The organism is Bacillus sp. AFS053548 (assembly GCF_002575105.1).
Taxonomy (GTDB): Bacteria; Bacillota; Bacilli; order Bacillales; family Bacillaceae_G; genus Gottfriedia.
In genome coordinates, this window is sequence record NZ_NUHI01000088.1 from 29,532 (window position 1) to 54,179 (window position 24,648).

27 protein-coding genes are annotated in these 24,648 nt (G+C 32.1%); 5 read left to right on the plus strand and 22 right to left on the minus strand.

Features of this window, described 5'->3' with window-relative positions; translation table 11 throughout:
* Positions 1 to 18: 18 nt before the first annotated feature.
* The 7 genes from CN946_RS22635 to CN946_RS22665 form a co-directional block, all read right to left on the minus strand.
* Entirely contained in the window at positions 19 to 771 is a 753-nt protein-coding gene (locus CN946_RS22635) for an SDR family NAD(P)-dependent oxidoreductase (RefSeq protein ID WP_098863100.1), read from the minus strand.
* Between the two features lie 35 nt (positions 772 to 806).
* A complete protein-coding gene (locus CN946_RS22640; protein WP_098863101.1) occupies positions 807 to 2,045 on the minus strand; it encodes an acyl-CoA dehydrogenase family protein in 1,239 nt (412 codons plus the stop codon).
* Positions 2,046 to 2,107: 62 nt separating this feature from the next.
* Positions 2,108 to 2,857 carry a 2-phosphosulfolactate phosphatase gene (locus CN946_RS22645; RefSeq protein WP_098863102.1) on the minus strand — a complete coding sequence of 250 codons (750 nt, stop codon included), beginning with the start codon at positions 2,855 to 2,857 and terminating at the stop codon, positions 2,108 to 2,110.
* A 36-nt stretch (positions 2,858 to 2,893) separates the two neighbouring features.
* A complete protein-coding gene (locus CN946_RS22650) occupies positions 2,894 to 3,667 on the minus strand; it encodes an SDR family oxidoreductase (protein WP_098863103.1) in 774 nt (257 codons plus the stop codon).
* Positions 3,668 to 4,141: 474 nt separating this feature from the next.
* The gene (locus CN946_RS22655) at positions 4,142 to 5,500 is read right to left on the minus strand and encodes a S1C family serine protease (RefSeq protein ID WP_176547422.1); all 1,359 of its coding nucleotides are present in this window, start codon (positions 5,498 to 5,500) and stop codon (positions 4,142 to 4,144) included.
* Between the two features lie 225 nt (positions 5,501 to 5,725).
* Complete coding sequence (locus CN946_RS22660; RefSeq protein ID WP_098863105.1) at positions 5,726 to 6,043, minus strand: helix-turn-helix domain-containing protein; 318 nt, start codon at positions 6,041 to 6,043, stop codon at positions 5,726 to 5,728.
* A gap of 97 nt (positions 6,044 to 6,140) precedes the next feature.
* Entirely contained in the window at positions 6,141 to 6,626 is a 486-nt protein-coding gene (locus tag CN946_RS22665; protein WP_098863106.1) for an Lrp/AsnC family transcriptional regulator, read from the minus strand.
* A gap of 229 nt (positions 6,627 to 6,855) precedes the next feature.
* Between CN946_RS22665 and CN946_RS22670 the strand changes: the two genes are divergently transcribed.
* Complete coding sequence (locus CN946_RS22670) at positions 6,856 to 7,779, plus strand: DMT family transporter (protein ID WP_098863107.1); 924 nt, start codon at positions 6,856 to 6,858, stop codon at positions 7,777 to 7,779.
* A gap of 218 nt (positions 7,780 to 7,997) precedes the next feature.
* Here the strand turns inward: CN946_RS22670 and CN946_RS22675 are convergent, their stop codons facing one another.
* Both CN946_RS22675 and CN946_RS22680 read right to left on the minus strand, forming a co-directional pair.
* The gene (locus tag CN946_RS22675) at positions 7,998 to 8,774 is read right to left on the minus strand and encodes a helix-turn-helix domain-containing protein (protein ID WP_098863108.1); all 777 of its coding nucleotides are present in this window, start codon (positions 8,772 to 8,774) and stop codon (positions 7,998 to 8,000) included.
* A 25-nt stretch (positions 8,775 to 8,799) separates the two neighbouring features.
* A complete protein-coding gene (locus CN946_RS22680; protein ID WP_098863109.1) occupies positions 8,800 to 9,375 on the minus strand; it encodes a LysE family translocator in 576 nt (191 codons plus the stop codon).
* Between the two features lie 987 nt (positions 9,376 to 10,362).
* Between CN946_RS22680 and CN946_RS22685 the strand changes: the two genes are divergently transcribed.
* A complete protein-coding gene (locus CN946_RS22685; protein ID WP_098863110.1) occupies positions 10,363 to 11,673 on the plus strand; it encodes a P-loop domain-containing protein in 1,311 nt (436 codons plus the stop codon).
* 136 nt (positions 11,674 to 11,809) lie between these two features.
* Here the strand turns inward: CN946_RS22685 and CN946_RS22690 are convergent, their stop codons facing one another.
* From CN946_RS22690 to CN946_RS22715, 6 genes are all read right to left on the minus strand, one after another.
* On the minus strand, positions 11,810 to 12,334 hold the full coding sequence (locus tag CN946_RS22690) for a hypothetical protein (RefSeq protein WP_098863111.1): 525 nt from the start codon (positions 12,332 to 12,334) through the stop codon (positions 11,810 to 11,812).
* A gap of 122 nt (positions 12,335 to 12,456) precedes the next feature.
* Entirely contained in the window at positions 12,457 to 12,828 is a 372-nt protein-coding gene (locus CN946_RS22695; protein WP_098863112.1) for a hypothetical protein, read from the minus strand.
* Positions 12,829 to 13,154: 326 nt separating this feature from the next.
* Complete coding sequence (locus CN946_RS22700) at positions 13,155 to 14,096, minus strand: HEAT repeat domain-containing protein (RefSeq protein ID WP_098863113.1); 942 nt, start codon at positions 14,094 to 14,096, stop codon at positions 13,155 to 13,157.
* Between the two features lie 260 nt (positions 14,097 to 14,356).
* Complete coding sequence (locus CN946_RS22705; RefSeq protein WP_098863114.1) at positions 14,357 to 14,710, minus strand: hypothetical protein; 354 nt, start codon at positions 14,708 to 14,710, stop codon at positions 14,357 to 14,359.
* A gap of 82 nt (positions 14,711 to 14,792) precedes the next feature.
* A complete protein-coding gene (locus tag CN946_RS22710; RefSeq protein ID WP_098863115.1) occupies positions 14,793 to 15,671 on the minus strand; it encodes a hypothetical protein in 879 nt (292 codons plus the stop codon).
* A gap of 192 nt (positions 15,672 to 15,863) precedes the next feature.
* Entirely contained in the window at positions 15,864 to 16,136 is a 273-nt protein-coding gene (locus CN946_RS22715) for a hypothetical protein (protein ID WP_098863116.1), read from the minus strand.
* 526 nt (positions 16,137 to 16,662) lie between these two features.
* Here CN946_RS22715 and CN946_RS22720 point away from each other — a divergent pair.
* Positions 16,663 to 16,830 carry a DUF3934 domain-containing protein gene (locus tag CN946_RS22720; protein WP_098863117.1) on the plus strand — a complete coding sequence of 56 codons (168 nt, stop codon included), beginning with the start codon at positions 16,663 to 16,665 and terminating at the stop codon, positions 16,828 to 16,830.
* 176 nt (positions 16,831 to 17,006) lie between these two features.
* On the opposite strand, the gene CN946_RS22725 is transcribed toward CN946_RS22720, so the two are convergent.
* The 5 genes from CN946_RS22725 to CN946_RS22745 all read right to left on the minus strand — a co-directional run bounded on the left by CN946_RS22725 (position 17,007) and on the right by CN946_RS22745 (position 19,728).
* Entirely contained in the window at positions 17,007 to 17,207 is a 201-nt protein-coding gene (locus CN946_RS22725; RefSeq protein WP_069032402.1) for a cold-shock protein, read from the minus strand.
* Between the two features lie 148 nt (positions 17,208 to 17,355).
* Positions 17,356 to 17,532 (minus strand): hypothetical protein, encoded by a 177-nt coding sequence (locus CN946_RS23645; protein ID WP_176547423.1) that lies wholly within the window; start codon positions 17,530 to 17,532, stop codon positions 17,356 to 17,358.
* A 129-nt stretch (positions 17,533 to 17,661) separates the two neighbouring features.
* The gene (locus CN946_RS22730; protein WP_098863118.1) at positions 17,662 to 18,150 is read right to left on the minus strand and encodes a DinB family protein; all 489 of its coding nucleotides are present in this window, start codon (positions 18,148 to 18,150) and stop codon (positions 17,662 to 17,664) included.
* Positions 18,151 to 18,408: 258 nt separating this feature from the next.
* Positions 18,409 to 18,642: a DUF3953 domain-containing protein gene (locus tag CN946_RS24060; protein ID WP_098863119.1), complete on the minus strand. Its 234-nt coding sequence runs from the start codon at positions 18,640 to 18,642 to the stop codon at positions 18,409 to 18,411.
* Positions 18,643 to 19,239: 597 nt separating this feature from the next.
* Positions 19,240 to 19,728 (minus strand): hypothetical protein, encoded by a 489-nt coding sequence (locus tag CN946_RS22745; protein ID WP_098863121.1) that lies wholly within the window; start codon positions 19,726 to 19,728, stop codon positions 19,240 to 19,242.
* Positions 19,729 to 20,246: 518 nt separating this feature from the next.
* On the opposite strand from CN946_RS22745, the gene CN946_RS22750 reads away from it, so the two are divergent.
* Complete coding sequence (locus CN946_RS22750) at positions 20,247 to 21,761, plus strand: MDR family MFS transporter (protein ID WP_098863122.1); 1,515 nt, start codon at positions 20,247 to 20,249, stop codon at positions 21,759 to 21,761.
* Between the two features lie 49 nt (positions 21,762 to 21,810).
* On the opposite strand, the gene CN946_RS22755 is transcribed toward CN946_RS22750, so the two are convergent.
* Positions 21,811 to 22,467, minus strand: a complete 657-nt coding sequence (locus CN946_RS22755; RefSeq protein WP_098863123.1) for an HAD family hydrolase — start codon at positions 22,465 to 22,467, stop codon at positions 21,811 to 21,813.
* 70 nt (positions 22,468 to 22,537) lie between these two features.
* Positions 22,538 to 23,080 (minus strand): GNAT family N-acetyltransferase, encoded by a 543-nt coding sequence (locus CN946_RS22760; protein ID WP_098863124.1) that lies wholly within the window; start codon positions 23,078 to 23,080, stop codon positions 22,538 to 22,540.
* A gap of 261 nt (positions 23,081 to 23,341) precedes the next feature.
* On the opposite strand from CN946_RS22760, the gene CN946_RS22765 reads away from it, so the two are divergent.
* Positions 23,342 to 24,547 (plus strand): cytochrome P450, encoded by a 1,206-nt coding sequence (locus tag CN946_RS22765; protein ID WP_098863125.1) that lies wholly within the window; start codon positions 23,342 to 23,344, stop codon positions 24,545 to 24,547.
* The last annotated feature ends 101 nt before the right edge of the window (positions 24,548 to 24,648 follow it).

The window sequence follows — 24,648 nt, forward strand, 5'->3', positions numbered from 1 at the left end:
CTTTTCAAATCTAATAGATTAGAATATTAATCCTCCACCATCAACTGATAACGTTGCTCCAGTCACGAATGATGCTTCATCAGATGCTAAAAAAAGTGCAGCTGATGCGATTTCTTCTGGAGTTCCTATTCTACCAAGTGCATTTGCACGAGATAAAATTGGCCATTTTCTTTCATCATTTTTCCAGTCCTTAATAATATTTGTATCAATTATTCCTGGCGCAATTGCATTTACTCGAATATTATATTTTCCGTACTCTAATGCTGCATTTTGCGTTAATAATACTACTCCACCTTTAGAAGCATTGTATGCACTTACATATTTTCGTCCTTTTAAACCTAGTAAACTAGCAGTATTGATAATCACACCATTACCAGATTTTTTAAGCTCAGGAATTGCATATTTTATGCCTAAAAATACACTTTTTAAATTAATATCGATTACTTGATCCCATTCCTCTTCTGCTAAGTCTACACTTCTTACTTCGGAGTTTCCTATTCCAGCATTGTTAAACAAAATATCAATTCTACCAAAATGTTCAACAGCTCGATTCATCAAATTTTGAATACTTTTACTTTCGGCTACATTCGTTTTTATGAAAATTGCTTCTTCATTTTGTTCTTTTATAATAACTAGCGATTCTTCGCCAGTAACTTCATTAATATCTGCTATAACAATTTTTGCTCCCTCTTTTGCGAAGCGGATAGCAGTTGCACGCCCGATCCCACTACCTCCGCCTGTAATAACTGCGACTTTATCTTTTAGTCTCATATCGAGCCTCTCTCAATCTTGTCATTTAATTTGAATTAACTTTTTATTGTAGAGAAGTTTTTTTCTGTAGCATATTTTTTTAATTCCAATCTTGCTAACTGCGCTCGATGTACTTCATCTGGACCATCAGCTAATCTTAGCGTTCTGGCATTTGCCCATTGAGCAGCTAACGTATAATCATCAGATACACCTGCAGCACCAAAGGCTTGAATAGCGCGGTCAATTACTCGTAAAGCCATTGAAGGTGCGACGACTTTTATCATTGCAATTTCTGCTTTCGCCTCTTTATTACCAACAGTGTCCATCATATATGCAGCCTTTAAGGTTAGTAATCTAGCTTGCTCGATTTCTATTCTTGAATTAGCAATCCATTCTTGAATAACGCCTTGATTTGCAATTGGCTTACCAAATGCTGCTCGATTTTGAACGCGCTTACACATTTCTTCGAGTGCCCGTTCGGCAGCACCAATCAATCTCATACAATGGTGGATGCGACCTGGACCAAGTCTACCTTGTGCAATTGCAAATCCTTTCCCTTCTCCCCATAAAATATTACTTGCAGGAACTTTTACATTTGTAAACGTAATTTCCGCATGTCCATGCGGTGCATGATCATAACCGAATACAGGTAATACCCTTTCGATTTTTACTCCAGTTGTATTTAACGGGACTAGTATCATAGATTGCTGTTCATACTTAGGTGCCTCCGTGTTCGTTTTACCCATAAATATTGCAATTTTGCATCTTGGATCCCCCGCTCCTGACGACCACCATTTTCGACCATTGATGATATAATAATCACCTTCTTTTTTGATACTCGCTTCAATATTTGTTGCATCAGAAGAAGCGACCTCAGGCTCGGTCATTGAAAAGCATGAGCGAATTTCACCATTTAAAAGTGGCACCAACCAATTTTCCTTTTGCTCTTTCGTACCATATCTTTCTAAAACTTCCATATTCCCAGTATCTGGTGCACTACAATTAAACACTTCTGGCCCAATCATAGATCGTCCCATAATTTCGCATAATGGAGCGTATTCTAAATTCGTTAATCCTGCTCCGAGGTCACTTTCAGGTAAAAATAAATTCCATAATCCTGCTTGTTTTGCTTTTTGTTTTAATTCTTCCATAATCGGAGGTACATCACTCCACCGAGTTTCTTGTGCATTTAACTGCTGCTCATATATTCGCTCATTAGGATAAACATAGCCTTCCATAAATTTTGTTAATTTTAATTGAAGCTCCTTACTTTTTTGCGAATATAAAAAATCCATTCAATCATCCCTTTCACAACTAGTTTTTGACTAACAAGTTACAGTGCTTAATAGTACAATATTTATATAGTTTCTTTTGAAAAATTGACATCAATTACGTTTTTACCGTCTGTAAATATCGGTACAACATTAAAAATACTTTTACTACTAACGAATTTTAATTCCTCTTCAAATCCATAGCGTATTAACATTTTACCAACATTCGATTCCACTAAAATCTCAAAACATTTTTCTTTCAACCCTAAGTAAAAATAATGGGCAGATTTAGCTGCATCGGATAAATCGAAAGGACATGATTGATTTACTAAGCAATCAATAAAATAACCTGCACCATAAAAGTCTTCCATATTAAATTGCCCTGACGACCCCGAACATACTAAAATAACAGACTCATCTTTGTAGGATTGTCTTAAGTGATTTGCAACTGCATTTGCATTCAAAATCGATGCAGCGTATACTCTTTTTGCATTTTGAGAATTTTTTAACGCCACTGTTCCATTCGTTGTTGATAAAACGATTGACTGATCAGAAACAATTTTCTTTAATGTTAGTGGATTAGGAGATAGAAAACCTTCAATTGTATTCCCTTCATATTCCCCTATTAATAAATATTCTTTGTCCAAATTTTTATTTGCGAAAAGAACTGCCTCTTGTCCATTCATAACAGGTATGACCTCTTTAGCACCAAAGGCTAATGCCGCTGTAATGGTTGAAGTAGCAAGCAATACATCAAAAACGACTACGATCTTTTCATCGTTTAGTTTTTGATCATCAATTTCTTCTTTTTTCATCAAAAGATGAAGTTTGCCCATTTACAAAACTCCTTTTTGATTTTGATGTTTCAAACATTACACGATCGATGTTCCACCATCAACAACTAGAACAGATCCAGTCACATAATTCGAAGCTGGCGCTGCTAAAAATAAAGCCGCACCTTTTAATTCGTCTTCATTTCCAAATTTCTTAAGAGGTATAGATTCTAATATTTCATTTGTTCCGTGGGAAATAACATCTTTAGACATTTTTGTCGGGAAAAATCCAGGAGCTAATGCATTTACAAAAACCCCACTTGGACCCCATTTCGCAGCTAAATCTTTTGTAAAACTGATCACTGCACCTTTACTTGCACTATAACCAACAGCATTCATTACGTTTGGATTCGTTCCCACTAAGCCGGCAATAGAAGCAATATTTATAATTTTTCCGGATTTTTGTGCTAACATGATTTTCCCTACTGCTTGAGACATTAAAAACGTACCGGTTACATTAACATTCATTACTTTATTCCATGCCTCTAATGGCATTTCTTCAGCTGGTGCTCCCCAAGATGCACCACTATTGTTTACTAAAATATCAATTTTGCCAAATTTCTCTATCGTCTCGTTAACTACTTTTTGCACATCCTCTTTGTTTGTTACATCACACTTCAATGCAAAAGATTCTACACCTAAACTTTTCAATTCTTCACTAATTTCTTGGCATGCTTCTACATTTCGAGAACAAAGTACGACATTTGCACCTGCTTCAGCGAATCCTTTCGCAATTTGTTCACCAAGACCTCGACCACCACCAGTTACAATTGCTACTTTCCCAGTTAAATCAAATAACTCTTTTACGTGCATTTCAAATCCTCCTAAAATTAGTATTTATTTCATAAAGCTCCTATCTTTGTTCAAAACTTTCGCTTCATTTTTAAACAAACGTTTAGATACTAACCAGTCGGTATGTTTGTTAATTAGATAATACAAGAAAAATTCTGAATATTCAATAACAAATGCAGTTAATTTTTTCATGTTACTTTTTATCCATATTCATATTTACTTGATTATTTGCTATTTTAATTTTGGTTATGAAATACAAATATCTTTTGAAACGTTTAAAGCAATAAATTATTGACCATCCTTAATTTATACGGCTCCTTTTGTTTGTAGCTCTACAATTGGTTTTTAGTAGGATTTTTTTATCCCTCTCAAATTCCAATTGCAACCTACGATAAGCAAAATGGAGCCGTTTTGTTCATTATGAAGCAGATTCAAATACTTTTTATTTTTTATAATTTTTATATTGCTGTTTTAAGGGCAGGATCAGACACAAGTTTATTCGGATTCATTTTCGGTTGATGGTGGATTCGATGTGGGATTTGATTTTGGTTTGCTGTTATACGTGAAAGTGTAAAGAAGTAGAATGAGGATTAGTATACTTGCGACAATATCTTGAATGTAAAAACTCGTTTTGTGATTTTCCCAAAGTGTTTTACTTGAGCCCATTTTTTGATTCGATTCACGAATGTATCGTTTTACTTCTGGATGGTTCGGATAGATTTGTTTGACTGCTTCGAATTTTGACAGTGCATCTTTGTAATAGCCGGCCCAGTAGAAAGTTAACCCTTCTTTGAACAATTTATCAGTTTGGCTTTTTGTGTCATGTATGCCCGCTTTATTGACAACTTTCTTCAATGTGTTCACAGGTACCGCAAAATGAAATCCTTGCACTTCTTGATCATTCACCGTATCTCCCCGGAAGGTGAGTAAGCCAATCAATTGTCCTTTGTTGTTGATGATGGGACCTCCACTATTCCCATGGGTAGATGCTGCATTGATTTGAAGTACCGGGCTTCCTGCTAATGTCGTTTTTGAGATCGCTGAGATTTGACCTTTATTCATCGTGGGGATAACATAACTATGCATAGAAAGCAATTCAGAATCTGCCGCAGCTGGGTAGCCAATCACCCAAATATTGTCTTGATCTTGAATGAAATCACTGTTTCCAAGGGGAATCGTAGGATAGTTCGATCCATCGATCTTTAAAAGAGCCACATCTTTTCCATGATCGGTAGGTTGTTGATACTTTTTGACGACTGCGCTAATAGGATCATCTACAGTCGGTAAGTACACGTCGACGCCTTTTTGGAAGATTTCGTAACTAGTATACTGTTTTAAGTACGCATCTGTGTATTTGTGCGTCCAATTATTTTCCGTTGCAACATCATCCACAAGAATTGAAAATGCCTCAGAAACAATATCATGATCGGACGATTGATGAGAATAAACGAGAACATGAGCATTTGTCACAATATAACCATCCGAATTAATGATAGCGCCAGATCCAAAACCGTCCAGTTCAGTTTTATAATCCCATTTCTTCAACACACTCGTTACGCGTTTATCATCTAAAGTAATCGTCCATTTCACAATCGCATAATCAACAATTCGAACAACTGCTGGCTTTGTCGTTTCAGCTAATTGTTGAGGTTTGAGTATGTAAGGGGCAGATGGTTTTGTCGAAGTCAGTACAAACGATGTAGCGATTAGGATCGCCAATACAATACAAAATGGAATGGTCACGAATGCCTTTTTTTTCATTCCAAACATCCTTTCATTTGTTTTGCTTACGATCATCTCCCAATAGGAAGTACATACACTAAAGCAAAAAAATGACATAACACCCTTACTCATATTTACTCTATAAAACAAATCATTTTTTCCCATTGGATTCATGCCACAAATAAACAAAATTTTTTATTTTATTTTCTTTATCTTTAATGCAAAAGAAAAAGCCGCATTAATGCAACTTATATTCTTCTACTATTGTATGGTAATTAAATATAAAAAAGATTTAATTATTGAAAATTTCTTCGCTTTGTAAAAATACGGTAATTCAAATTTTAATTTTTAAAAAAATTAAGGAATCGTTATTAATTCAACATTTATTAACCATTTATCGATTGCTGATTTAGGATAGTAAAACTCAGATCCAATTTTTATATGAGGAATTTCACTTGAATAACCACCGTCTCCATCATCTAACTCTGTTAGTTTTTGAATTTCTTCTTTACTTATTCCTAAATAATCAACTAATTCCGTCTGTGTTAATAGTTTATGCTGTACAGCAAGACCCGTTGAAGCTTTTGTTCCAAATCCATTAGAAATCATCCAACTTCCAATTACGATACATACCCCTAAAAGAAATATTGATATAGCTATAATATAATTTTTCATATGATCACCTCGGTTCATTTAATTCAACAGGGGCATGCATTACCCTTTTTAATAAATGTTTTCATAATAAAACCAAGGGTCTATGGTTTATAAAATATTATTCTTCCTTTTCACATAACGGCAAAACAGTAGAATTTTTAATCTCTCTTAAAGCTAAACTTGTTTGAATTCTTGTAATTCCGAGCTGATTTAACTTCCGAATAAAGTTCTCCAATTCCTTTCGTTCTCTGTTCGCAACTTTTAATAGATAGTCATACTCTCCTGTTAATAAGTGGCACTCTAAAACTTGAGGCATGGATTTTAATTCTTTCTCTAACACTTCTAATTTATCGGCTTGATGGATATTTGTATTGATAAAAATAAAACAAAGTAAGTCAAAACCTAGCTTTTCTTGATTTAAGATTGCAACTTGCCGATCGATATATCCTTCATTTTCTAATCGTTTAACTCTCGCATGTGTAGCTGGTGGTGACAAGTTCACATGTCGCGCTAGTTCCGTATTGCTTATTTGGCTTTCCTTTTGTAGCTTATCTAAAATTTTTAGATCTACCTCATCTAACACTTTATTTCCTTGATATTCCACTATTATCTACTCCCTTTCAATTATTCGGAAAACGGGTTGGATTCAACTTATAAATTGAATTATATTTCCTAAAAATATACATTTATTTAATATTATTTTGTATTTATACCATTATACAAAATAATACACGGTAAAATAAACAATTATGTTAAACTAATTAAAAAATAGTAAGGAATCACTGTGTAAAGTCTTTTTAAACCTTAAGAACAGTGAACTAGGGGGTTTAGATATGCCAATCATATATATACTGTTGTTATTATTAACAAGTTTGTTATGGGGAGGAAATTTTGTCGTTGGAAAATCCCTTGTTGATCATGCTTCTCCAATGACCTTAACGACTTTAAGATGGGGAATTGCAATTATTGTATTATTACCAATAGTATGGTGGAAAGAAAAGAAGATTTTACCTCCACGTAAAGCTATTCTTCCACTTTTCATGATGGGAGTAACAGGTGTTGTTCTTTTTAATCTTTTTCAATTTATGGCATTGGAAAAGACATCTGCAACGAATGTTGGGTTAATTTCGACCTTAAATACAATTTCAATTGCTTTGTTTTCATCTTTATTTTTAAAAGAAAGAATGAACTTTTTACAAATATTTTCGATGATTATTTCATTCTTTGGAGTTATTCTTGTGCTTTCAAAAGGAGATATGAATCTACTATTCTCAATGAAATTGAATTTAGGTGATTTATGGATGGTCATTGCTGTATGCATATGGGGAATCTATTCGGTTTGTAGTAGATGGGCAACAAGGCTTATATCACCAATGCTGTCTACACTTTACTCAGGGATATTTGGACTTGTTGTAATCATCCCTTTTAATCTCACAGATTTTACGCTTGTAAAAATAAATGGCTCATTTATTTTCTCAATTTTATATACTGGTATTATTTCAACTGTCTTATGTATGCTCTTTTGGAATATTGGTGTCCAAAAAATTGGAGCAACTTCAGCAGGTATTTTCCTAAACTTCAATCCAATTTTCACAGCCATTTTAGCCTTTTTCTTATTAAATGAAAAAATGACATGGGTTCAAGGACTTGGGAGCCTAATCGTTATACTAGGTAGTTTCTTGTTTACTTACTTTAAAACAAATGGAATGTCTAAAAACAAACGGATTGTAAAGAAAGCAATGAAATCTCCAGCATAAAGTCTTATTAGCTAAAGGTTAGATGAATTAATAAATATTAAAATAGCCTGTATCAACGATTACTTGGTAATTTTAGATACAGGCTTTTTATATAATTCTTGTTTTCTTTAATATAGTTAGACTTTTACTCTTTAAAATTATCATTTCTCTTTTAAATCAATCTTTTATCGTAGAACAACTACTCCCACTAAAAATAACTCCCCATGTACAATGATTCCTTAATCTAAATAAGACATATACTCATATGCTGTTGTTCCATATACACTCTTGAAATGTTTATTTAAATGAGTTAAATCGACGAAGCCACATTCCGATACTGCTGAATAAATATCTCTATTTTTTTCGATCAACTGCTTTGCCCGTTCAATCTTACAGTTAAGAAAGTATTGATACGGTGATATCCCGGTATGAGTCTTAAAGTATCTTATAAACTTGAATTTCGATAAATTAAGTTCATTACATATCTCATCAAGCTTAAGAACATTTTCCAAATTGGTATGAATCAAATTCTTCGCTTTTTTCATTAGTGCGTTATCTTTTTTATATTCTGATGAAAGATTTGTTCCAATAAGACGATCTGCGAGAGATACTAATAATTCACTACAAAATGCCTCATCTTTACCACTTAGTATAGCATTAGAAAGATTTAATATTTTTTGTTCAAGAATTTGATCATACACAATAGGATTTGAAAAACGAACTAAGTCCTTGTTCTCATTCACTTCTAACAGCAATTGCGGATCGATATAAAGCATGACATAATCAATGCCAGACTCATCATGTGCCATTCCGTCATGTGCTTGTTCTGGATTAAAAAGCATAACACCATTTTGATGTGATATCTGTAAACTTCCATCTAGATTATACTGTTGAATACCACGTAATGTAACACCTATTGCATACTCCTTATGGGAGTGTTTTTTATACTTAAAATCAGTAATACTTGCTGATAACGCGGTAATACCTGATGACTTTTTATAGATAAATTTCTCCATTAAATTCACCTCTTTAACACCTTACTTACACCCATATCATGACTGCAGCATAAACTAAGAATAATGCCATCACCATATTAACAGTCTTTTTGTGTTTCTGTAAAAACACCTTGAAGATTGAACCGAAAAGAACCCATGTAATAAATGCTAAGAATCCAATAATTGTAATCATCATAACACTCATTGTAACTGCAGGCATTGCGACATAATAGGGTAATATATAACTAGGAATTACTGTCATTGTAAACAGTACTACCTTTGGATTTAAAAACTGCATGAGAAAGCCTGACATAAAAGTACCTGAATGCTTTTCAGATGAATTGGATGAATCCATTTTGTAAATCTGATAAGCAAGATAGATCATATAAAGGCTTCCTATCACTTGCATAAGATGTAAAATTTTTGGGATAATCCCTATCAGTATAGTGTTTAGCATAGCAGAAATGAAAAGTAATAAACCAAATGCAAGCGTTGCACCATAGGAATATTCCAATGCCTTCTTTGTCCCATTATTATGCACAGTCGATAATATTACGATATTAGTAGGACCTGGTGTAAAAGTAACAATGAAACAATATAATACAAAAGATGTAAAATCCATGAGGTAACTCCTTTCAAGTTATTCTCATTTCATCTTACATCTTAAATTTAAATGCTATATAGTATATTATTGCAGGTTTAATTATAAATTAAAATCACAAATAATGGGTACTGATCCATTAAACCACTGGTTTACTTCAATAATTAGGGAAATTTTTGCAAAAAAAATAACAAGATACGATGACCTATTGTCAAATAGTTAAATTAATGTTACGATTGCTTTGCTTTAAAATAAATCATAACGAGGTGAGGAAAATGAATACAAAAAAATATACATTTTATCCTCATCATATTGCTTTTTAGTTATTCTTTTACTAATACATTAGGCTCTGAGGGTAGGATTCACTCTCGGAGCTTTTATATTTAGGCAGAAAGAATAAGTTTTCTTGCCGACCTATGACAGCCACTTACAGAGTGGCTGTCATTTTTTTTGGACAAAAGGTTGGTCAAAGCAACAATATTGGTTTTATTTTGAAGTTTGTAAGGGTTAAATCTTTTTCTTACAAATTGATCTGAACTCTATTAGGGGGGTATTTATTGAACTTGAATTACTTAGGATGGAATTGATTTTCCACGGAAAATTGCATACAATGCTGGTTTATGTTCGTGCAGGCTTATACCTGGAGATTATTGTCCAATCCGATTAGTCTTTGCCTTGTTCCATAGGATAAGGGCCCACCTACTTGATCGTTTTTAGTTATAAACAGCTTTCCAAATATGAAAGGATGATGCTTTATTAAAAGACTTGCTCAATATTTTCGCTCATTACAATCCGGACAAACATCTTACAGTATGATTTATGAAGACCCAACGTATTGGAATAATGATGTTGCCTATTACATTGAAAGGACGCATAAACTAACACTGGATAAACCATGTATCACCATAAAAATACCATTTGATCGTCTAGGCTTATATGAAAATATGAATCAAGTTGTTCTCTCAGATTTTGCATTAAGAGAATGGGTTGATCATATCGAGGCATTAAATGAAGTGTTTTATAACAGGTCACGTACCGATAAAGAAAATGGTGCTTTTTATTGTTTCCGTCCAACCAATGTGTTGGAAAGAAGTGGAGAAATTTATAGCCAAGTTTGATCTCATTAAATTAAATGCTGCCGATGAATTGGTAAAAAAACAAAATATGATTCGCGAATGGCTAAAAACCAGTGGTTATTGTGCATTTATTGGGAATGGCAGCATTTTGCCAAGAAATAAAGATAATAGCGGGCCACTAGAGAGTGCCTTGCCTTTTAAATCCCCGGAAGATGTTGAAATTGAAATTTGTGGTTTGCGAGGAATGGGAATAAAACAAGGTGTGACGGTCATTACCGGCGGTGGTTATTCGGGGAAAAGCACATTGCTGGATGCACTAAATTCGGGGATTTACAATCACGTCAAAGGCGACGGACGAGAATTTGTGATTACAGATCAAACTGCAATGGAAATATCTGCAGAAGAAGGCCGTTCTATAAAAAATATCAATATAACGCCTTTCATAAAATGGATACCTAATAGTTCCGCTGAACAGTTTTCAACAGACTACGCATCCGGTTCCACATCACAAGCCGCAAATATTATGGAGGCAATCAACTACGGATGTAAGCTTCTTCTTATTGATGAAGACAGAAGTGCAACCAATTTTATGATTCAAGACACTAAAATGCGCTCATTAATCAAGCGTGAACCTATTACACCTTTTACGGAACGTGTAAGGGAGCTTTATGAGGCTGTTGGCGTATCTTCCATTCTTGTTATTGGAGGTAGCAGTGAATTTTTATCCGTAGCCGATCAAATCATCCTGATGGACAATTTTGTCCCAAAAAATGTAACTCAGGAAGCAAAAAATTTATGTGAACACGAAAAAACTCGCGAACGTATCCCCCATACAAAATGGGAGATAGAAAGAAAAATAACTACCGATCACTTTTCGAGCTACCCACAAGGCAGTGGTACAGAGAAGCTGATCGTTTCAAACATGGGATACATGATGATCGGTGATGAACAAATTGATATCAGAGGCCTTTACAATATCACATCACACGCACAGCTTGCAGCGATTGCCTTTTTAATTCGAAAAATAGCTATAAGAAATCAGGATCGCACCATCCTTCTTCATGAAAAGATCCAAATAGCTCTCGAAGAAATGGAAAGAGAAGGAGTCGATATTGTATTTTCTTCCTTTTTTCCTGGTTTCGAAAGATGGCTTGAATTACCTAGAATTAATGAGGTATTATCTGTCCTAAATCGAATGAAACATTTGAATTTTATTCAGCCTGAGCCCTCTGGACACCTCTAATTACGACATAATTATTAATTATCTTGATTAATAAATAGTTAAGTTCATTAGTGAATGAAGTAGATATTAATTAATTAAAATAGCAGCCTATGGCTGCTATTTTTGTTCAACTAATGCTAGCGTTAGCTGAACAACATTATGATTTATCTCTCCATTTAGTAATCGCATAAATTATTTCTTTTGGGTTCGGATCATGCTCTAAATATCCACCGTAACGAGATACAAGTACACCGCAACTGTAATCTTGACTAATAATCCATATATCCTCATTGTTTATAGATTGCCATAGAATATCAAAGTTTTTTATTACCCATTTTCCGTCGTCAATAAGTAAGATAGGACTATCTTCTATACCAAAAAATAAGTAAGCCAATTTCTCTTCAATATCTATCCCTTGCACAAACTGTATAACTTCTTTCTCCCAACTAAATTCAATTCTAAAATTACTATAATTTACTATAAAATCACCTTTATGTAAATCGTAGTTCCACTTTGCATGAACTTTATCAAGAATCCTATCCAATTCTGGAGAAGTGATAATTTCACAGTTTTCTAAAACAGTAGCCAACTCCTGTGGTAATGTATTAATTAATACATTTCTTTGTTTTTTTTGCTTTGAAACTTTAATTTTTTGCTGTAAAATTAATTTTCTTTCGTTCATAATTTCACCTTAATACCTGTTTTTCTAAATAATACCATTAAAATAATTGTCCAGTTAATACAAAAAAGGACTGATTATCAGTCCTTACGTTATTCAACTATTGCATGTGTTCGTTAAATAAGTTAAATACTATATGATGTTTTTCTTATATCTAGAACTTCAGCTTTCGAACAATAAAAATGCAATCTATCGTCTTCATAATCTGTCACTTCAAGACTTAAGTTCTCCCATCTCCGTTCGCTAATGTCTATTATTTCTAATGATATTTGGTGAAAGTTTCCTCCAGATTCAAATTTGATTTCTTGCGGATCATGAAACCTAATGATTGTTTTATACCAAGATCCAGTTCTTTCAATAACAAATTCAATATCAAGAACAGCTTTCTTTTCAAATGCCTCTTCAAACATTTTCAAATGAAAATCAGTAATTAATTTAACATCAAAAAAAGAAAAATCGCTTATTTTCCTTTTTTCTAAGTCTATATACTTATCCATTATTACCTCCTCGTGAATCACTTAAGTAATAGCACCCATTAGCAAATAATATTGAACTAACATAATGCATTAATTGAATAAGGATTATTTTTCTGAATCAGTCATTTCATAATTTTTGGCTAATATCCACCCACTGAGACCATAGGATGCCATAATCTCATAATATTTATATCTATTTATAATTAAGAAATCCTGTATCATGACCAATCATAACCACAAAGACTACACGTCAAGTTCTTATACGCTAATCTATAGTTACATGGAAACAATGATAAAAGTTGCACCATATCAATGTTTCGGAATCGGATACTATATATAACTGCCAGTTAGTTCAATAAGGTCCCATCTATAGTTAGTGTGTTAGTATTTGAGGTTACCAATGTCTTTTCTGACTCGAAAAGGTAATCCCATTTTTTAGTTTTTATCCAATGAAATAACTTATAAATTTCCTCATTACCGTCTTCGTAACGAATGAGAAACTCTAAAGCTAATATTAGGTCACCTCTATCAAGCTCCCTTTTTCTTTTCAAAATATTCTTTATACGCTCTATAACAGGTTTAATGGCAGTTTCATTTCCATGCTTATTTATACCTATCATGGCACATCCTTTAACTTCAACAGAACGGTCTTTTAAGGCCTCTAAAAAAGTCGGAAGTAAAGAATCATCTCCTAATTTATTCAATGCCAATAAAGCCGAACATTTAACGTCTCCTTTGGGATGTCCAAGTAAATTTAAAAAGTGAGGAATAGCTTTATAAGTACCAAACTCAACTAATACAGAAATTGCATAGCATAGATCATACTCATCTGTTGACGCCGATATAACTTTAATAAGTGCTTCCTCTGCAATAGAACTCTTACATCCCCCTAATGCTTGGATAGCCTCGTGCCTAAAAAGCCAACGTTCATCCTTAATAAATTGTAATATGGTTGAACAGTCTTTTACAATTTTTTGTTCTGAAATTCTTTCAAGGACACTTGAAAGTACATATTTGTCCGTTTCTCTTTCAAGCGATTTTAAAAGAATTTGAACTACCCGTTCGTCTCCGGTATTTCCCCCAATTTTACCAAGTATAAAATAAATATTATTTCTGATGTCTTTATCCTTACTTTTTTCTAATAAATTATTAAGAAAAGGAATAACACTGGTATCTGTTATTTGTTCTGCTTTTCTGTAAGCATGCCAAGAAGGTGAATCATCGCTACTAGTATAAGAACCCTTGTCTGCCATTTTTTGGATTAAATTTAACAGTTCTTTTTCATCCATTGCTTTAAACTCCTATGTAGTTATTTATCAAAGTATTGCATCTCTTATTCCACTAAACTGCCATTTTGTTCAATAAAAAATGACGAACATACTGTCGATCATATTGTTCAACTATCGCTTGAGTTAGTTGAATAAGACAAAATTTAATACTCTATTTAAATCCCTAAATGATATAAATAAAAATTACCTTTTGATAATTTTTCTACCATTGATATCAATTTTTCTAATTTCTTAATTAATTCGTCCCTATTAATAATTACCTATTCATAGTCTCCATCTTCATCATCTTCTCCATAAACAAATACACCTCTAAGTTTTAACACTTTCGGTCCATTAATAAATAAGTCTCTCCATGATGTGAAAATTGCAATTATCTTTTCTGAAGCCTGTTGTTCAAATAGCGTCTCTCCATAATAGTTAAGTCCTTTTCTATTCAGATTTCCACTAATTGAAGGATTTTTACTTGGTATCCAATTTAAAGAGTCCATTATGTATTGGATAATATCATCATGTATTCTAACGCTTTCAATATCATTATTGTTTTCTCTCAGTTTCCAAATTCGGCTCACATTAACTGTGTCTGGAACAAGATAAAATTCATGCTCTAATCCCATTTATTCCTCCTGTAAGTAGTCTTTCTAATAATTTTATAATACCATTTCTTATGCAACTGATATGAACGAAACTGTCAAACCATCAAACCCAAAAGGTTTTAATTTTATTGTAGTTGTATAAGCTATTTTTCTTTTCTTCCAATCTGTCACTTAATTTGTTAAAGTTCTGAACTACCTCAGGCATTGATAATTTTTTTGCTAACAAACTCCCTTTTTCAATTGAGTTAGAAGCTTCTTCGAATAAATTTGATTTAATTTGAGCATCTGCAAGGCAATACCAGTAAAACCATGCATCCATTTTTGAAATTTTATCATTATAAAACTTTTCAATTACAGGATAGTATTTAGAATATAATTCTTTATCATAAATTAATTTTTCACCATTCCATTTTAGTACATCTACTAAATAACAATCGGCAATATACGCTTGCCAAACTGCCAAACCTTCTTTTTGGTTTCCATTCAAAAGGTCGATTTCGTGGTAAGGAACTTCTGCGATATTTTTTAATGAGTTATCAATCCACTGAAAAATTTCAAGGTTGCTTCCTGCTGCTGCCCCAATTGTAACGCCAAATAAATATTCTTTTACACCATCACCAGTAATATCAGTTAATCCCGAAAAATCTAAATCTACTCCTTGAATTTTTGTCTCCCATACTTTATCCCACTCATTATTAATCTTCTTTAATACTATTACTCCATATAGGGAAGGAGAAGGTTGTTCTTTTGCTTTAATTTTAAATGTTAAGATCAATTCTTTCTGCCCATCCTGGTTAAAGTCATAGAGTTGAATTGGAGATGTGGACAATGGTTTTTTAGGAGTTACAAGTAAAGCGTTCGACGGAGTAAACTCTTTAACAATTTTCATTAGCTCTTCATTTGGTTTTTCGTCAGCCTGCACAAATATCGGTGATAGATTTAGTGTCACGAATAGTAGGGTAAATTTCATTATTTTCTTCATTAAATATGTCCCCTTTTACTGGTATAGGACTATAATTTCCTATTATCAATTTGTATATTATGAACTTTGGTATGAAAACCTTTGTTCAACTAAACTGCCATTTACTACAAGAAAAAAAGCCGCATATAAGCAGCTCGTGTTCTTTAATTAAAGCAGTGCGTTAGTTACATAAGAAATTTAATATATATATTTTTATTGGATACTATGTTCACTCTTTGTAATTTTACCACTAATACTATTTACATAATCTGTCCCACTTTCATAATTACTCTTCCGCTCCCATTTCACCACATATTTTCCATTTTTTTGAGTTACAGAAACTATTTTAATTTTACCAAAGTTATCATTTTCATATCTTACTTTTACAACTTCAATCGCTTCTTCTTTTATGATTTCTGTTCCATTACACGCACTAAGTAATGAACAACAAATAAAAAAACACACAATAAAATATTTAAATTTCAAATTTATAAATCTACCCTTCCTATATTAAATTTTAAAACACTGATCTAAATAGATTTAGTTCTACAATAAATATTCTCATACCTTTAATTTAAAGTCGGGTTATTTTATTCTTGATTTAATACCATCTATACGATTTCTTAAGCAACTACCCTGCCATTTAGCTCCATAAAAACGACTTTAAAGCCATGTTCATCAAAAGTAATCCTTTATGTGTTAAAAAAATTAAATATGATAAACACGACTGAAAGATCAGTCGTGTATGATTTCGTTATTCTTCGTCCTAGCTTATTGATGGGGGTAAGGTCTTCCATGTAAATTCCATGATCGTGAAATGAGACATTGATAATAAGCATAGGTTGTGCCTTTAAAAACTCTAATAATTCAAACAAACATTTTTGTTCAGATTTTTCCACGGAATAATGTGACTGTGATCTATTTATTGCTCTATTCTTGTTTAACTCAAGTTAATCTTAAATTACTGAAAATCTATATGGTACTTAGTGTATAATAGGTATGAGGTGTTTATATGAGTAAAGCTAAAGCTAAGAGCGGTACAGGTAGAGGTACAGATAAGAAGGGTTGGAATAGGTGGCAAGCTAGTGCAAAAAAAGCAAAGAACGCGAAGCCCTATGTTAGCAAAGGTACTAAAAATAAGGGCAATTCCAAAACAACTAATAATAATTCAAATGGCTAATGATATTCGATAATTATTTGTATCTTCATTTTAATGGTCTAGAATACTTTAAACCATTTTCTTTACCAAGAACCACGTTAGATTTTACCCTTATTCTTTTTGGAATAGGGGTTTTTAAATTTAAAAGACATAAAAAGAGTCGGATTCTACATTATAGATTCCGACTCTTTTTTAAACTAAGCCTTTTTAACATTAGTTGCTTGTGGTCCGCGTTGACCTTGTTCTACTTCAAATGTAACAGCTTGACCTTCATCTAATGATTTAAATCCATCAGTTTGAATTGCTGAGAAATGTACGAATACATCATCACCATTTTCACGCTCAATAAATCCAAATCCTTTTTCTGCATTAAACCATTTTACTTTACCATGTTCCATCTTTGTAACCTCCTAGTGTGGCTTACACACATTGTAATAGTCCAATTTTAACAATATTGTTATGAATTATCAAATTTCCATCAAAAAAAAATGCAATAGCTGTTTAATATGGCAAATTAAAAGTCAATTATTGTATAAGAGAGTATCCCTATTTTTTCTCTAAATTACTTATTCTTTGCTCTAATTCTTCAATTTTTTTATTTGAAATAAACGAATTTTTTGTTGCAAATAATCTTACTTTTTTAATAATCTTAATCACGATATATACTACTACAATTAGAATGATCAATTGTAGTAATGTAATGAGTAAACTAAAATTATCCATTAGGAAGACTCCTTTTCAAACTCAATCTAGATTAAAAGTAACTTTAATATAAGTACATTAAATCCTTTGATGAACTAATCTTCCAGAAGTAAAATAGGAGTCGATCATCGTTATCGACTCCTATTTTTATTATCTTTGTTTCCCTGCCCAAACACCTTGCATTTTGCTCATTAATACGATTTGCCCAATATGATATGCGTCGTGCATTGCTAGACTCTTAAGTTCAAGTACTAACGATCTTTCTCCTGGGATCTGTCGATACAAATCTTCATGCTCTGATTTTGCTAGTATTTTTTCAAGTTCACGATGAGTATAAAAGTATTCCTCTTTTGTTTTCTTCCAATTTTCAACCGTTTCAGTTGGTAATCTAAATGTATCTTCATTTTTTTCTGCCTGTGGTTCATTCTCTGTTTCACCAAGAAATCGCAACAGAAGTCTCTTTTCATAGAATAGTAGATGACAGACTAATTCCCAAATGGAATTTATTTCCACATCAACTGGTTTCCAAATTGCTTGTTCATAAGTGACATCCTTTAACACTTTTTCAAGTGGTGGAAACCAGTCTTGTGCATCCAAGCAACTTGCCCATTGCTGTAACAAAAGTGTTTTTACATCCATTTTCTATTTCCTCCAATTCAAGCCCTCTAGATTATCACCAAAATTCTTTTATAACGTCTTATAGAAAGTCACTAAATAATTTATCATGCTAATACCATTTACTTCTTTCTAAGTAATTGTTCTTCCAGCATAACGACATAATTAATTTTTATAATTCCATTTAAGATGATAAAATCCTTTATTTATTAAACGATCCTTCCATTTTACAGAAATAAAAAAAACTGCAATTAAGCAGTTTTTGATTTTCAAATTATGATACTAGTTATATATGAATTCTTGCATTGATACAATGAAACCAATCATAGATACTATGATATAAATATAACCCAATTTTTTTTGTTTTTGTTTAAATTCTAATATACATGCTACCAAGAACAATCCTGCTAAGAAAAAGTGCATATAAGGGAGTAATACTGTCTTATAAGTTATTAAGCCAAAAATAGATAATATTAAGACTGTCAAAATAAATATCATTCTTAAAATTTTTAGCATTTGAATTAAATCCTCTGTACGATTAGCATTGTAATGTTAGTTATGTAATTGTGATACATAAAAGCTTTCTACAGCAACAGAAATTAATAAAACAGTTATAATAAAAAAGACAATTGACATTCTTTTCTTACTCAAAAGAATTTGTTCGATCCCCATTAATAACATAAAAATTGAAAAGATACTTTGTGCGATTCCCTCATAGAAAAAATTTACAGGGTACGATGTAAAAGATAAAAATAAAAATATGAAAAGTGGGATTGACAATATCATAAGAGCAATTACTATAGGCTTAACTCTATTCTTGAAAAACCGATCTCTAAATTTCATTATATTAAGTCCCTCAACTCTCTGTAATAAAATAAATCTTCTATACAGTCGTTCATGTTAAATATCTAAATCAAGTGTTAGTTCAATAAGTTTTTACTAATTTAGTAGTCATATCATTAATTGTAATTTGGGAGAATACCCCTTTTTCCATAGACAATCCATTTATCCTTATACCCCTAAACTACCCTAGAACTTCAGAAATAAGCGATTTTTCAACCGATCGTGTTGTTCAACACAAACATAGTGCTTGTAAAAATATTTTTCATCACCTTAGATTTTATTTATTACAAGCCCAATTATTAGTGCAATCAGAGGCACCCCAACACTCAATTTTAAACTAAACCAATAAATTTTATTAAGTTTATTATATTTTTCTGTGTAATCTCCATATGCCAATTTAACCATTTCATATACTTCTATTTCGGTTTCATCATAACTTTTATCGCCGCTTTTATTTATAAACTGCTCGAGTTTTAGGAAAAGCAATTTGTTTATCTTTCGAGAGTTAGAAAATCGCCAAATTCCTTGATATAGACCAAATCCCAAGTTCCATATTAAGAACAAATTGCTAATTGCAGCAAAATAATCCGATTTAAGATTTTTTCCGAAGGCCATAACTGTTCCCGTAAATATCATAAAAATCAATATGGTAAAAATTGTGACGATGATCGCAGTAATGGGCTTAATTCGATAGAGTTTTTTTATATCTTCCAAAATTTTTCTTTTACTCTCCATCATTTCTATATTTTTTTGGCTCATCAAATTCATCCCCATTTAGTTATAACTTACTTGTAAATACAGTATTAAATTTAATTATATCTAACCAATCAATTTTTGTAATTTGGGGGAAATTTGCATTTTCCTTATAATTTTAGAATTTTCTTGCGTAAAAACAAGTTTTCTAGTTTTTCAATTTCTACACATTTCAAATACTATTTATTTCTCTATAACCGCTCGTGGCAAAATATATTTCAAACAACCACAAAGATGAGAGTTACTACCTAAAGGATTTTTATACGAAGTAAAGAATAAAATAAAGTAGAAGAAAAATGATAAAATTGACTTTTTTGCTTGAAATTTGAATTTCATCATTAGATTTAGGTATAAAGTATCAAAAAGATTTAAAACGATGACACGTTAATCAAATATAAAATCACTATGCTTGAATTTTTCTAAAAAGCTTCATTCCCATTAGTTTCAAACTTTTACAAGTTCTTCTTTTTTATGTATTCAATGAATCAATTGAATAATAATGAAAGGTCATAGGGAGGTAAAGGATGAAAGAAAATAACAAGACTCTTATATTAATAGGACTAATGATTGGAGTCATCTTCTCAGAGCTTGATGAGACAGTCGTTGCAACAGCTATGCCAACAATTATTAGGGATTTAGGAGGTTTAGCGCTTTACGGTTGGGTTGGTGGAGTTTACATGCTTTCGATGACCTCATTTATGGCAATACTCGGTAAACTTGCGGATTTATATGGTCGAAAAAAAATATATTTATTTAGTATGGGATTATTTATGGCTGGCTCAATTATTAGTGGTACAGCTCATTCTATGGAAGTTCTTTTAATTGGTCGTGGGATTCAAGGGATTGGTGCCGGTGGGTTAATGCCACTTGCGATGGTCATTTTCGGAGACAGTTTCCCAGTTGAACAGCGTGCTAAGCTTCAAGGTATTTTCGGAGCTGTCATGTTTATACCTCAACTACTTGGACCGCTCATTGGAGGATATTTTGTACAGCATATTTCATGGCACTGGATCTTCTTAGTAAATATTCCAGTCGGAGTTTTAGCTGCCATTTTATTAGCAATAGGATTAAACGAAACGAAAGTAGACAAAAAAATCAATATCGACTGGTTTGGTGGAATTTTACTAGTTACCACGTTAATCAGTTATCTGCTTACTCCTGTACTACATCAAACAGAAGGATATGCATGGAGTGATGCTAAAATGATTGGTTTACTAATTTTAGGAACCATTTTACTTGGATTATTTATTTTTGTAGAGTCAAAAGCAAAAGAACCAATTATCCCATTGCACTTATTTAAAAATAGAAACTTTGTTGTCATTTCGTCTCTTGTATTTGTATTTGTTCTTGCGATAATGGGGTCACTTTCATCTTTCCCATTCTTCTCGCAAAATGTACTCGGTTTAACACCTACTGAATCTGGTTATTTAAATGTACCAATTATGGTTGGTGCGATGGGTGCAAGTGTAGTTGCAGGTCGAGTAATGAATAAATTCTCGTATCGAAATATTTACGGTGTTTCATTTATTATACCAATGATCGGTTTCTATTTACTTACAGGTATTACGGCTCACACTTCAATTGTTACATTCGTTATTTATTTCATTATTCTTGGACTTGGATTCGGTGCACTATTTAACAATGCATTAATTGTTCAAGAATCAGTTGAAAAGGAAAATGTAGGGATTGCACAATCTGCCGTCATGTTATTTCAATCCATTGGTATGACGATTGGTTTTAGTTTATTTGGTTCACTATTAGCCTCTAAAATTACATCAGGGATGAAATCACTAGCTGGAAGTCTAAGCGTGGATCAGTTGCTACAATTAAAAAATGTACAAAATGGTATGATTCCATCTAATCTTGATCCTAATTTACTTGAAAAAGTAAAAACAGTCTTTACTCATGCATTCCAGGATTTATATTGGGTATCTTTCGTACTTGCCATTTTAACATTTTTAATTTGTTGGGGTCTGAAAAAGGAAATTTTAATAAAGAAAGATGAAGCAAGTGAAGTAAAAGAGGTAAATTCTATTTAATTAAAAGAACCATTCCAATTTTTTTGGAATGGTTTTACTTTTTTACATATTACTTGTTTGTTATATGCTTAATCACATCTTCTAAAGATTTTTCTGACATAGATGATAATCTTAAACTATGATTCTTAAACTCTAAATGTGAGGTAACTTGATTCGGAACAATTACACAGTGTAATCCTGCTTTCGTTGCAGCGTTTAATCCATTCAACGAATCTTCAAATGCGATAGCCTCTGATGCTTGAACTCCAATTTCCTGAATTGCTTTTAAATATAGCTCAGGATCTGGTTTAACTTTCTTTACATCATCCTTCGTCTTAATTACTGAAAAGTATTCATAAATATTTAATTTTTTTAAGAAGCTTTCTACCCATTCTCTTGATGAACTAGAAGCCAAAGCTATTTGTAATCCCGCGTTTTTTGCTGAAATTAAATAGTCTTCTAAACTTTCTCTTAGTGAGGGCTCGAGTAGTTTCTCATCAACTAGCTCTTTAGCCAATTGTTCGATCAGTTCTTTCTCAATTGGTTCTTTTAAATTTGAATTTATAAAATCGAATAAAATTTCATCACTTGTTCCTACAACTTCTGAAAACTTTTGAAGAGTTAACTCCACTTCATACCGTTGTAGTACTTCCTTATATGCTTCGAACCATACAGACTCAGTATCGACAATTAGACCATCAAAATCAAATATTACAGCTTTAATCATTCTATTTCTCCTTTTCCTTAATTAGACAGTTTTACTATATTATGGTTATTTCAGTTTAATATTTTTCGTTTTATTTATGCCAATCAGGTTTTATGAGAGAAAATACGCTTAAATCATGAGACTCATTCCCTTGAACTAAATAGCCTCTCAGTAAACCTTCTTTTTGAAACCCTAACTTCTCAACTAAAGTAGATGAGGCTGTATTATCTGGAAAAATATTAGCTCCAATTCGATATAGTCCTAGTTTATTAAAGCAATATGATGTAATTTCCTTAATTGCTTCTGACATATATCCTTTTCTCCAATATTTAGGTAATAAATCATATCCAATTTCCGTTCTTCTAGCGTGTAAGACTAAATTATTTAAACCAATTGTCCCGATTAATTTTTTTGATTCTTTTTCAACTATTCCAAAGCGCATTCCTTGAAGGTTTTCAAATCTAGTTTGAAAGGAATCTATCATTTTAACCGCTTGATCTTTTTCAGTAAAGGGATCCATTCCATAGTATTTAATTACCTCTTCATTTGAAAAGATGGAAAAAATTTCATCAACATTTTTTTGTGTAATTTGCACTAAAGATAATCTTTCTGTTTCTAAAATTGGAAAATCCATCATGTTACCCCTTTCTTATACGTCGAATAATCTCATAAAACTCAGTTTGTTTACTTGAAGTACCTTATTTTACCATAAATCATGATTTAATTTTCTTAAATTTTATTTGATTTATTTCTTATTCATTTATACCTAATTCCTCATGAAAATCATTCTGTACAAAAGTATCCTTTTTTTATGTTATCCAAAATTTGGGAATAATCCATTTTCACAGAAATAGAAATAAATAGACTCATTTCATTTATAAGGGAGAACCGTTACATGAACAATCAATTAAGAGTGAATCCACAGCATTTTTACAAAGACCCATATTCGTATTTTAGTAACGCTAGAAAAATAAGTCCTATGCTTTATACGGAGTTATTTCAGAGAACTGGATGGCTAGTAACAGGCTATAGAGAAGCAGAAATCATGCTAAAAGATCCCCGTTTTATAAAAGAAGCAACCAAAGTCACACCACCAGAACAAATACCTGAAAGTGTTATGCCTGCAATTGCAATAAATCGCAAAATGATGTTATTTCGAGATGCTCCTGATCATACAAGATTGAGAAATCTCGTGAACAAAGCATTTTCTCCAAGAATGGTTGAAAATTTACGAACTTCGGTAAATGAAATTGCTGATTATTTAATAGCAAATATGAAGGGAAAATTTACCCACGAACTAATACGCGATTTTTCATATTTATTACCTGTCTTTGTCATAACTGACCTATTAGGTGTTCCTAAAGAAGATCGAGATTTATTTCGTAATTGGTCTGATGCATTTATTAAATTTATTGATTTTAATACGACTATGGAGGATTTAGAATTAGTATCAAAGGATATTCTTGATGCTTCTAATTATTTCAGAAACCTTATATCTTTAAGAAGAATAGAACCTAAAGAGGATTTAATCAGTAATTTAATTTTAGCAGAGGAATCTGGAGATAGATTAAGTGAAGATGAAATGATCGCAAGTTGTCTTCTTTTATTAATAGCTGGTCATGAAACTACTGTTAATTTAATCACGAATGGATATTATTTATTATTAAAACATCCTGAGCAATTTGAGCTATTAAAAAATGATTTAAAGTTAATTCCTTCAGCTATTGAAGAAATATTAAGATACGAATCACCTGTTATTTTTACATCTAGATGGGCTAGAGAAGACTTTGAGTTCGCTGGAAATTCGATTAAAAAAGGCGATTACTTTATGGTTTCATTAGGTGGAGCAAATTACGACCCAACAGTCACAATTAATCCTGAAACATTTGATATCACTCGAAAAAACATTAAACATTTATCCTTTTCATCCGGCCCGCATTTCTGCTTAGGTGCCCCACTTGCTAGATTAGAAGGACAAATTGCAATTGAAAAACTGATTAGACATTTAGTTAATCCAGTTCTAATTGAGGAGCCAACTCGCCGTAAAAATGTTGCATTTCGAGGGTTTGAAAGCTTAAAGGTTCAGGCAAATATTCAGTGAAGTTTCTAGCAAATTGTGTACTTTTCCTAATAGAAATAAAATTTAAAATTACAAAGTTGTAGTAATGAAATTAATACAATATATAACATAACAAAGAGCAT